General features: G+C 62.8%; 10 protein-coding genes. 6 read left to right on the top strand and 4 right to left on the bottom strand.

Translation table 11 applies throughout. From position 1 onward, the window contains the following. Window positions 1-587: zinc-binding dehydrogenase (locus tag QZ638_RS19180; RefSeq protein WP_295813504.1), on the top strand; the 587-nt coding region annotated here is incomplete at its 5' end. 14 nt (window positions 588-601) lie between these two features. On the opposite strand, the gene QZ638_RS19175 is transcribed toward QZ638_RS19180, so the two are convergent. Next, on the bottom strand, window positions 602-2,047 hold the full coding sequence (locus QZ638_RS19175; protein ID WP_295813503.1) for an XRE family transcriptional regulator: 1,446 nt from the start codon (window positions 2,045-2,047) through the stop codon (window positions 602-604). Between the two features lie 258 nt (window positions 2,048-2,305). On the opposite strand from QZ638_RS19175, the gene aceA reads away from it, so the two are divergent. The 5 genes from aceA to QZ638_RS19150 all read left to right on the top strand — a co-directional run bounded on the left by aceA (window position 2,306) and on the right by QZ638_RS19150 (window position 7,474). Further along, window positions 2,306-3,595: an isocitrate lyase gene (gene aceA, locus QZ638_RS19170; protein WP_295813502.1), complete on the top strand. Its 1,290-nt coding sequence runs from the start codon at window positions 2,306-2,308 to the stop codon at window positions 3,593-3,595. A 36-nt stretch (window positions 3,596-3,631) separates the two neighbouring features. Beyond that, complete coding sequence (locus QZ638_RS19165; protein WP_295813501.1) at window positions 3,632-3,877, top strand: hypothetical protein; 246 nt, start codon at window positions 3,632-3,634, stop codon at window positions 3,875-3,877. Between the two features lie 289 nt (window positions 3,878-4,166). Further along, complete coding sequence (locus QZ638_RS19160; protein WP_295813500.1) at window positions 4,167-4,640, top strand: response regulator; 474 nt, start codon at window positions 4,167-4,169, stop codon at window positions 4,638-4,640. 86 nt (window positions 4,641-4,726) lie between these two features. Next, window positions 4,727-6,160 carry a glutamine synthetase family protein gene (locus QZ638_RS19155; RefSeq protein ID WP_295813499.1) on the top strand — a complete coding sequence of 478 codons (1,434 nt, stop codon included), beginning with the start codon at window positions 4,727-4,729 and terminating at the stop codon, window positions 6,158-6,160. A gap of 27 nt (window positions 6,161-6,187) precedes the next feature. Further along, window positions 6,188-7,474, top strand: coding sequence for an FAD-binding oxidoreductase (locus QZ638_RS19150; RefSeq protein WP_295813505.1), 1,287 nt, complete (start codon window positions 6,188-6,190; stop codon window positions 7,472-7,474). Window positions 7,475-7,489: 15 nt separating this feature from the next. Here QZ638_RS19150 and QZ638_RS19145 read toward each other — a convergent pair whose 3' ends face one another. The 3 genes from QZ638_RS19145 to QZ638_RS19135 all read right to left on the bottom strand — a co-directional run. Beyond that, complete coding sequence (locus tag QZ638_RS19145) at window positions 7,490-9,262, bottom strand: SLC13 family permease (RefSeq protein ID WP_295813498.1); 1,773 nt, start codon at window positions 9,260-9,262, stop codon at window positions 7,490-7,492. 137 nt (window positions 9,263-9,399) lie between these two features. Then, window positions 9,400-10,149 (bottom strand): SDR family oxidoreductase, encoded by a 750-nt coding sequence (locus tag QZ638_RS19140; protein ID WP_295813497.1) that lies wholly within the window; start codon window positions 10,147-10,149, stop codon window positions 9,400-9,402. A gap of 19 nt (window positions 10,150-10,168) precedes the next feature. Further along, window positions 10,169-10,653: aldehyde dehydrogenase family protein (locus tag QZ638_RS19135; protein ID WP_295813496.1), on the bottom strand; the 485-nt coding region annotated here is incomplete at its 5' end.

Genomic DNA, 10,653 nt, shown 5'->3' with positions numbered 1-10,653 from the left:
CCGTCCACGCCGTCAATCTGTTTGAGAATGTGGGCGGCAAGACGCTGGTGGTCACCGGTGCCGGCTCGTCGGTCGGTCACTACGTCACTCAGGTCGCCAAGGCGCGTGGCGCCCGTGTCATCGCCACGGCCTCGCCCGCACGCGCCGCCCATGCGCGCTCCGCCGGAGCGGATTTCGTCATCGACTACAAGGTCAAGGACGTGGCCGCCACCGTGAAAGGGCTGACCTCCGGCAAGGGTGCCGACGGCCTCATCGACATGGACCTCTATTCCACCACGTCGATCATCTCCAATGGCGCGCTCGCGCCGCACGGCAAGATCGTCTGCTACGGCTCCAGCCTGCAGGGCGACGTACCCGTTTCTTTCCCGACCCTGTTGTGGAACAGCCTCACGCTGCAGGTCTTCGTGGTTTACGAGCTGCTTGCCAAAGAAAGGGAAGCGGCCATCGCCCAGCTCACCGCGATGCTTGAGAAAAACAGTCTGAAACACGCAATCGGCGAGCGCTTCGCCTTGCGCGACATTGTCGCCGCGCACGAGGCGGTGGAACGCGGCGACATCGTCGGCAATGTGGTGCTGGACATCGCCTGAAGCGTCCTCAGCCGCTACTGAAAATCGAAAGCGCTCAGGCCCGTCACCATCTCGTCGAGCCCCAGCGGTCGCGTGACAGGCGGTTCGGCGCGGGCAAGACATCCGATCCGCTCGCACAGCCGGCAGGCCGATCCCACCGGGGTCGACGCATGGGTCGCGGCCCCGCCCGCCTTGCCCGGTACGCCGGGCAGCGCGTCGCCATAGACCACACTGTCGCGAAAACCCAGATCGCAGCCGATGAGCAACGCCGTACGCCGCGGACGCTCGGCGAACGCGCCTTGCGGCCCCTCCAGCGTGCGCGCAACCGTTAGAAACTCCGCGCCATCGGGCATTTCCACCGCCTCGGCCAATATCTGTCCTGGCTGCGCAAAGGCCGCATGAACGGCGAGTTTCGGACAACCGCCACCGAACCGTGCCTGTGGAAAGCCCTGCGCGCCCGCCTTGCGGAACCGGTTTCCCGCATTGTCCACTTCCAGCATGAAGAAGGGCACACCCGACGCGCCTGACCGCCCAAGTGTCGTGAGCCGGTTCGCCGCCTGCTCGAAGGACACGCCGAAGCGCGATTTCAGCACATCCACATCGTAGCGTGCGCGCTCCGCCGCCGCTAGAAAGGCCTGATAGGGCATCATCAGTGCATGCGCCGCATAACGACCGAGTTCGAACCGTGCCAGACGTCGAGCCTCGTTGCTCGAAAGCCTGAGCGTCTCGATCTCCGCGGCGATCGCCACCGACATACGCAGAAGACACGCCTCCATGGCGATCTCGCGCAATTGGTCGGCCGGCGATAGCCGCTCGGAGATGAAAAGGCGTTGCGAATGCCGATCATAGCGCCGCCGCCAGTTCGGCATGGTGGCGACCGGCAGCAGGCGCACCACGATGCCGTGCTCCTGCTTCAGCCAGCCCTTGATCGCGCCGGAAAGATCGTCGCCCGGCCCCATCAGCTTGTGAAAGCTTTCGGCCTCTTCCTCGATGGCCGCAAAATGGTTCGCATGCCGCTCGAAGGTCTCGCGCACCTCGTCCATCGGCAGGCGCGTCGCCGAAATGGCCGTTGTGCGTCCGTCTCTTGCCAGCATTTCGGACAGGTCGGACATGCGGTCGGTCTGCTCGCGATAAGCCCGGTAAAGCTTGACCAGCGCTGCCGCGGCGTTGGGGGCTGCCTCCGCAACATCCACCAGTTCCTGCTCGCCCGGCAATTCGCCAGCCAGAAGCGGATCGGAGAAAACCTCGCGCAGCGCGGCGAGCGACAGGCCGGTCTCGCCCTGCAATTCGTCCGGATCGACTTTGTAGACAGACGCCAGCTTCAGGATGAGCGGAACGGTGAGCGGCCTTTGATTGCGCTCTATCAGGTTGAGATAGGAGGGCGAGATGCCCATCCCCTCGGCCATGGCCGTCTGAGTCAGCCCCTTGGCGGTGCGGATACGCCTGATGCGGGGCCCCGCGAAAATCTTCTGGTTGGCCAATCCTGCTCTCCAGCGCGCGTTTTACAATTCTTTACACAGCCCATCCCATTTTTCCAGCGTTTTGGACTTTACAATAATTACAAATTTACACGCTCATCCAGTCGGAAGATTGACAAATCGACCTCATTTTTGAGCCATGTTTCCTGTTTTTCCTCCGCTTTCGCTGCGCCGCAATGTAAATCCTGTAACGAAATCGGCGCACAAAATCAGCCAGGCTGATAGCGCCGCCAACGAGATATTTTCCGTAAGGAGGAAGTTATGACGGATTTTTACAACCTTGTTCCCAGCGCTGCGGAGGGTCGTTTCGACGGCATCGAACGCCCCTACACGCCGCAGGATGTGCAGCGGCTGCGCGGCTCGGTTTCGATCCGTCACACACTCGCCGATGAAGGCGCAAAGCGTCTGTGGAAGCTCATTCATGAAGAAGACTTCGTGAATGCACTGGGCGCGCTTTCCGGCAACCAGGCCATGCAGATGGTCCGCGCCGGCCTGAAGGCCATCTACCTCTCCGGCTGGCAGGTCGCCGCCGACGCCAACACCGCTTCGGCCATGTATCCGGATCAGTCGCTTTACCCGGCCAATGCCGGCCCGGAACTCGCCAAGCGCATCAACCGCACGCTCCAGCGCGCCGACCAGATCGAGACGGCGGAAGGCAATGGCCTGTCGGTCGACACATGGTTCGCTCCGATCGTCGCCGACGCGGAAGCCGGCTTCGGCGGTCCGCTCAACGCTTTCGAGCTGATGAAGGCCTATATCGAGGCAGGTGCCGCGGGCGTCCACTTCGAAGACCAGCTTGCCTCTGAAAAGAAGTGCGGCCATCTGGGCGGCAAGGTGCTGATCCCCACCGCGCAGCACATCCGCAATCTGGATGCGGCGCGCCTTGCAGCCGACGTCATGGGCGTGCCGAGCCTCGTCATCGCCCGCACCGATGCTGAAGCCGCCAAGCTGCTCACCTCCGATATCGACGAGCGCGACCAGCCCTTCGTCGATTACGAGGCGGGCCGCACGGTCGAAGGCTTCTATCGTGTCAGGAACGGGCTCGACGCCTGCATCGCCCGCGCCGTCGCCTACGCGCCGCACACGGATTTGATCTGGTGCGAAACCTCGAAGCCGGATCTGGAACAGGCACGCAAATTCGCCGAAGGCGTTCACAGGGCGCATCCGGGCAAGCTGCTTGCCTACAATTGCTCGCCGTCCTTCAACTGGAAGAAGAACCTGGACGACGCAACCATCGCCAAATTCCAGCGCGAGCTGGGTGCCATGGGCTACAAGTTCCAGTTCATCACGCTGGCCGGCTTCCACCAGCTCAACTTCGGCATGTTCGAACTGGCGCGCGGTTACAAGGATCGGCAGATGGCCGCCTATTCGGAGCTGCAGGAAGCCGAATTCGCGGCAGAAGCCGACGGCTACACCGCCACCAAGCACCAGCGCGAGGTCGGCACCGGCTATTTCGACGCCGTGTCCATGGCCATCACCGGCGGCCAGTCTTCGACCACCGCCATGAAGGAATCCACCGAAACCGACCAATTCCGCCCGGCAGCGGAATAACCCAACGGCCGAAAGGGCCGGGAAAGGAGAACGGAAATGACACCGAACACCCGCGTCAAGGAACGAGCAGAGGAGCAGTCGAGCGCCATGTCCTCCGACCAGCAGGCTTTGATCCGCATGGTGGCGAACGACCTGCACAGGCTCAACCAGTCGGTCATGAAAGCGGTCGATTCCGGTGTGTCCGTCGAACTGGTCCGCTCGGCACGCCACCATGGCGGGGAGGGAAACTGGGGCGACCTCCTGGTGCCGGTCATCGTCACCAATCGTCTGGTCGGCTCCTGACACTGGCCAGACGACCTCCAGTCGAGCGTCCGCGCAAGGTCTCCCGCGCGGGCGCTTTTCTTTGCGGCGAATTCGTCCAACCGCGCAATCGTCAACGAATACAGGCAATTGAAATTTTGCCTAAGACTTCGAGCGATCGCCGGCAGCAACGGGTTATTCACACCAACACGACGGCGTGAGGTTTCTGACTTATTTGTAACTTGACTTTTCAACTACCGTGACATTGATTCCCGGCACAGCTCAACCGGGCATTGAAATTCGCAGTCCAACGGAAATTCGCAATCCAACGATGAGCGAACATGTGATGGTAGAAAGATATGCAACCGACCGGCCAGCGGGCGGGACAGGCGGGACGGTAACGGGTTCTTGTGTCGCCGACCCGTCTCAGGCTTTGGTCGTCGCAGGTTCGCCGGTCAATCGGATCGTGCTCACACGCATCGCACAGCGCGCCTATCTGAAAGTGAACGCGATGGATCCGGCAGCGGCCCGGCGCGCCCTTTCAGCCGGTTCGCCCATGCCGCCTCCAGGCTTGGTGATCGTCGATGTCGATGCGCAGATGCAGTTGTCGGACACCTTGTTCGATCATCTTGGGGAACATCGAAGCGCCTCGCCCCGCCAGCTTCCGCTCGTCATCACGATAGTTCCTTCCCGTGACAACCCATCGCCCGACCCCGGCACGATCGACGCACAGGTGGTTCGCCCCGTCACGCTCGAAACGCTGCAACCGCTCATTCAGCGTCTCCTGTCCGGCGTGCAGGGTTGAACGGTTTTCCCTGTTCTTCCAGCCCTTCCCTTTCCTTCTGGCCCAAGTCTATACTCCGGCATCCGACAAACGTTCCCTGGTGATTGATGCCTGACAGGAAGAAGCTAGCCCGCCGCGCCGGACGAGGCGAGTCTGTGCGTGCGCCCGCATTTTTGAAAAACCTCCGCGGCGTAAAGGACTGGAAGCAGGCCACCGCCTGGCTGGAATGGCGCAGCATCGAGGACATCGAATGCATCACGCCCGACCAGGCCGGCGTCGCCCGCGGCAAGATGATGCCGTCCAAGAAGTTCACGTCCAACACCTCGCTGGCGCTGCCTTCAGCCGTCTTTATGACGACGATTTCCGGCGAATATCCCGAAAACAGCGGCGATTTCGTCTACCCGGAAGATGACGGCGACCTGAAGCTTTTGCCGGATCTCTCCACGCTCTCCTCGGTTCCGTGGGAGAGCGATCCCACCGCGCAGGTCATTTGCGACCTTGTGCATCAGGATGGCCGCGACGTGGCCTTCAGCCCCCGCAACGTCCTCAAGCGCGTCGTCGCCGAATATGCCAAGCACGGGCTGAAGCCCATCGTCGCCCCGGAGATCGAATTCTATCTGGTCGACAAGAACCCCGACCCGGATTACCCGCTCACGCCGCCCGTCGGCCGGTCCGGGCGTCCCATCGGCGGCGGCCAGGGCTATTCCATCGCCGGCGTCAACGAATTCGACGAACTGATCGACGACATCTATCACTTTTCCGAGGGGCAAGGGCTCGAGATCGACACGCTGATCCACGAGGAAGGCGCCGGCCAGCTCGAGATCAATCTGCGCCATGGCGACCCGATCGAGCTGGCCGATCAGGTGTTCATGTTCAAGCGCACCATCCGCGAAGCGGCGCTCAAGCACGACACCTATGCCACCTTCATGGCCAAGCCGATCCAGAACCAGCCCGGCTCCGCCATGCACATCCACCAGTCCGTGGTATCGCTGGAAACCGGCAACAACGTCTTTTCCGGCAAGGACGGCGAGGAAACCGACACGTTCCGCCATTTCATCGGCGGCCTGCAGCGGCATATTCCCAACGCGCTCATCATGCTGGCGCCCTACGTGAATTCCTACCGCCGTCTTACCCAGGGCACAGCCGTTCCGGTCAACACGCGCTGGGGCTACGACAACCGCACCACCGCCTTCCGCGTGCCGCGTTCCGATCCGGCGGCGCGGCGTGTGGAAAACCGCATCCCCTCTTCCGACGCCAACCCCTACCTGGCGCTTGCCGCATCGCTTGCCTGCGGCCTGGTGGGCATTCTCGAGAAGAACAGCCCCGATTCGCCCGCCGGCACCGCCGTCAACCAGGACGAGATCGAACTGCCGCGCGGCCTGCTCGAAGCCGTCGCCTTGTTCGAGGACGACGCGCCGCTCAAGGACATACTCGGCGCCCCCTTCGTCTCCACCTTCGCGGCCATCAAGCGGGCCGAGTTCGAGACCTTCATGAAGGTCATCAGCCCGTGGGAACGGGAATACCTGCTCCTCAACGTTTAAGCCGCGCAGAAAGACGTCGTGGGTTCCATGTCTTATCAGTCGCCCATTTCGCCCGGTTTGTCCTGGTATGAAGCGACCGTCGGCGAAAGACCGCAATATCCTTCGCTCGACGGCGACCGACGCGTCGACATCGCCATTGTCGGCGGCGGGTTCACCGGACTTTCCGCCGCCGCGCATCTGGCAAAAGCCGGCGTCGATGTCGCACTGATCGAGGCGCATCGCTTCGGCGACGGGGCGTCCGGACGCAATGGCGGCCAGCTCGGCACCGGCCAGCGTGCCTGGGCCGAGGAACTGGAAGCCGAGCTTGGCTTCACCCGCGCCAAAGCCCTGTTCGACCTGGCCGAGGAAGCCAAGGCGCATCTTTTCGACTTCACATCCGCCAACCGCATCGAGATCGACTATCGTCCCGGCCAGCTCTCCGTGGTGCACAAGCCGCGCTACCTCGACGAATACCGCCGGCATGCCGACATCATGCGTGACAAGTTCGGCTATCCGCACATCGCCTATATGGACGCCGCCGAAACGGCGGGACGCCTCGGCTCGGCGCGCTATTTCGGCGGCGTCCGCGACACCGGAACCGGCCATATCCATCCGCTCAAGCTCGTTGTCGGCACCGCGCGCGTTGCAGACGAGGCCGGCGCACATCTCTTCGAGGAGACACCGGCGACCCGGATTTCGTCGGATGACGGCGGCGTACGCATCGAAACGCCGTCCGGCACCGTCATTGCCGAAAAATGCCTGATGGCCACCAATGCCTATGGCGGCGATCTGGAACCCGAAAGCGCCGCCCATGTCATGCCCATCGGCTCCTTCATCGGCGCCACCCCGCCGCTCGGCGACGACAGCACCGTCCTGCCGGGTGGCGAATCGGTCGACGATTCCCGTTTCGTGGTGCGCTATTTCCGGCGTTCCGCCGACGGGCGGCTGCTGTTCGGCGGCCGCGAGATCTATGCGCCGGGCGAAGACAAGGCCATCCACCAGCACATTCGCCGCCAGATCGCCGAACTCTATCCGGCGCTGAAAGACATCGAAATCACCCATGCATGGGGTGGCTATGTGGGCATCACCATGCCCAGAAAACCCTTCGTGCGCGAGGTCATGCCGAATGTGATTTCGGCCGGCGGCTATTCCGGCCACGGCGTCATGCTGTCGAATTTCGTCGGCAAGCTCTACGCCGAAACCGTTTGCGGCAATCGCGACCGGCTGCGCCTCTTCGAGGACCTGAAGATACCGCCCTTCCCCGGCGGACGCCGCCTGCGCCCGCTGCTCATGTTCCTGGCGCTGAACTGGTATGCGCTGCGCGACCGGATATGAATCGCGGCGAACCGTTCATAACGGCCAGAAGATCAGAATGGCCGGCACCGAGACAGCGATAATGAGGATTTCGAGCGGCAGTCCCATGCGCCAGTAATCGCTGAAGCGATAGCCGCCCGGCCCCATGATGATCGTATTGTTCTTGTGGCCGATGGGGGTCAGGAACGCACAGGAAGCGGCCACCGCGACACCCATGAGAAAGGGATCGGGCGAAACGTCCAGCGCTTGGGCGATAGAGAGCCCCACCGGCGCGGCGATCAATGCTGTTGCGACGTTGTTCAGGAAGTCGGACAGCGTCATGGTCACGATCATCAGGATTGCCAGAATGGCCCAGGTCGGCAATGCTCCCGTCAACGACAGGATGGAATCGGCGATAAGCTTGGTGCCACCGGATTCCTCAAGCGCCAGTCCCAGCGGGATCAACGACGCCAGAAGCACGATCACCGGCCATTCCACGGATTCGTAGACCTCGCGGGCACCGACCACGTTGAACAGCGCATAAAGAGCAACCGCGCCGGCAAGCGCCACGGCAAGGGGCACGAAACCCATAACCGAGGTGGCAACGGCGGCCGCGAACACGCCGACAGCAAAAAGCGCCTTGCCGCGCTGGATCACGGTGTGGCTTTTTTCGGCCAGCGGCAAAACGCCGAGCCAGTCGGCGGCGTCGGCCACCCGGCTTTCGGGTCCGAGCAGAAGAACCACGTCGCCCGGCTTTATGGCGAGCTTGCGCACCCGTTCGCGAAACCGCCGCCCCTGGCGCGACACACCCAGCAGCGCCACACCGCGGCGATAGAGCAGCCGCAGATCCAGCGCCGTCCGCCCCACCATGCGGGCATTGTCCGGCACGATGGCCTCGACCAGCACCAGAGATTTTCCGCGAATGCCGCCATGTTCCTCCGAACCCGGCGCATCCAGTTCGGCCACCCCGATGAATGCCTCGATGGATTTGGGATCGCCCTCGAGAATGAGGTGATCGCTCTTGCGGATTTCCTCTCCGGCGGCAAAGCCCGGCAAACGCTTGCCGCGACGCACAAGCCCGAGGAGCGTCACGTCGTGCTCGTCGGCGAGCGGATAAAGCGCGCTGACGGATTGACCGATGGCCTGGGATTTTTCCTTCACGCCCGCTTCCGCGACGAACAGGCCGGCCTCCCCGTCTTCGCCGACAGCCGCGGCCTGGCCCGTATCCGGAATCAGGCGCCAGCCGACGAGGGCCACGAAGGTGATGCCGACGACGGCGCAGATCAGCCCGACTGGCGAAAAATCGAACATCGAAAAGGATTCGCCCAGAACCCGGCCCCGATACTCGGCGATGACGATATTGGGCGGGGTGCCGATCAGCGTGATCATGCCGCCCAGGATCGTCGCGAAGGAAAGCGGCATGAGGGATTGCGAAACTGGGCGCTTGGCTTTCTTCGCCGCTTCGATGTCGAGGGTCATAAGCATGACCAGCGCAGCGACATTGTTGATGACGGCCGAAAGCCCGGCACCGATCACCGACATGAAGCCGACATGCGCCGAAAGAGCGCGTCCCGACGACAGCACGAAACGGGCGATCAGTTCCACGGCTCCCGCATTCATCATTGCGCGCGAGACGATCAACACCAAGGCGATGATGACCACGGCTTCATGGCCGAACCCGACGAATGCGTCATGGGCATCCACCACGCCGGCCACCACGGCGATGATCAACGCGGCAAAGGCAACGAGGTCGTAGCGAATTCGCCCCCAGACCAGAAAGGCAAAAACAACAGCCAGCAGACAGAAGAGAAATATCTGCTCATACGTCATGCGCTTGCCCTTTGCGTGCGGTCGACCGTTCTGCAAACGGCGAGTTAATGCTTCTGTCCGGTTATAGGGAATTCCGCCTTCTGCGTCAGGTTCCCGCAGATGCGGAATTCGTCAGGTCTTTTCTGGAGGCCGCATCGTCAGATGCAGCGGCCGCCATCCACTTCCAGCGCCACGCCTGTGATGAATTCCGCTTCGTCGGAAGCCAGCCATAGCGCCGCATTGGCAATGTCGAGCGGTGTGGAGAGCCGGCCAAGCGGAATGGATGCCTGAAACTGGGCCCGTTTTTCGGGCGTATCGTCGCCCATGAACTGACCGAGCATACCGGTCTCGCCTGCCACGGGACACAGGCAATTCACACGGATGTTCTGCCCCGCAAGTTCCACCGCCATCGACTTCGTTGCGGTAATCGCCCACCCCTTCGACGCGTTGTACCAGGTCAGCCCCGGTCGCGGCCGCAGTCCCGCCGTCGAAGCCGTGGTGATGATGGAGCCCCCGCCCTGCTTGTCCATGATCGGCACCACGGCCCGCGCCGCATGGTAGATGGCCTTCATATTGACTGCGGCAATGAGGTCGAACGTCTCTTCATCCACCTCGAGCATGGGACCGTTGCGATGCGTAAAGCCCGCATTGTTGACCATGACGTCGAGCCGGCCGTGCGCCTGCATCGCCGCGTCGACCATCGCGTCCACATCGGCTTTCATGGATACGTCGGCCGTGACGGGGAGCGCCGCCGCGCCTATTTCCTTGGCGATCTTCTCGGCACCCTTTGCATTCAGATCGGCGACGACGACCTTCGCGCCTTCCTCGGCGAAACGCTTTGCCATTCCTGCGCCGAAACCGGACGCCGCGCCGGTGATGACGGCGACCTTGCCTTCGAGTCGAGCCATTTCAAGATTCCTGTCAGTGTTAGCCGTGGTTGAAAACGATTGTCTTGGTGGCGGACATGTCGAACAGGGCTTCGAAGCCCTTTTCGCGCCCATGACCGGATTTTTTGAACCCGCCGAAGGGCAGCTCGATGCCGCCGCCTGCGCCGTAGCCGTTGACGAAGACCTGACCGGCGCGCACGCGCTTGGCCACGCGGTGCTGGCGCGCGCCATCGCGTGTCCACACGCCGGCCACGAGGCCGAATTCCGTGTCGTTGGCAAGGCGGATCGCTTCGGCCTCATCCTCGAACGGGAAGAGCGAGAGGACCGGGCCGAACACTTCCTCCTGCGCAAGAGCCGCTTTCGGGTCGACCGCGCCAAAAAGTGCCGGTGCCTGATAATAGCCGCCCTCCGGCGCGTCGGGATGCACCGTACCCTCGGCCAGAAGCGGGATGCCCGCTTCCGTGGCCGCCGCGATGAAACCGGCAACCTTGTCGCGTTGCGCCGGATTGACCAGCGGGCCTATAT

Origin of the sequence: uncultured Nitratireductor sp., from assembly GCF_913053745.1 — a bacterium.
Classification (GTDB): domain Bacteria; phylum Pseudomonadota; class Alphaproteobacteria; order Rhizobiales; family Rhizobiaceae; genus Nitratireductor.
Note: the sequence above shows the minus strand (reverse complement) of the source record. Positions and strands in the feature narration are given on the sequence as shown.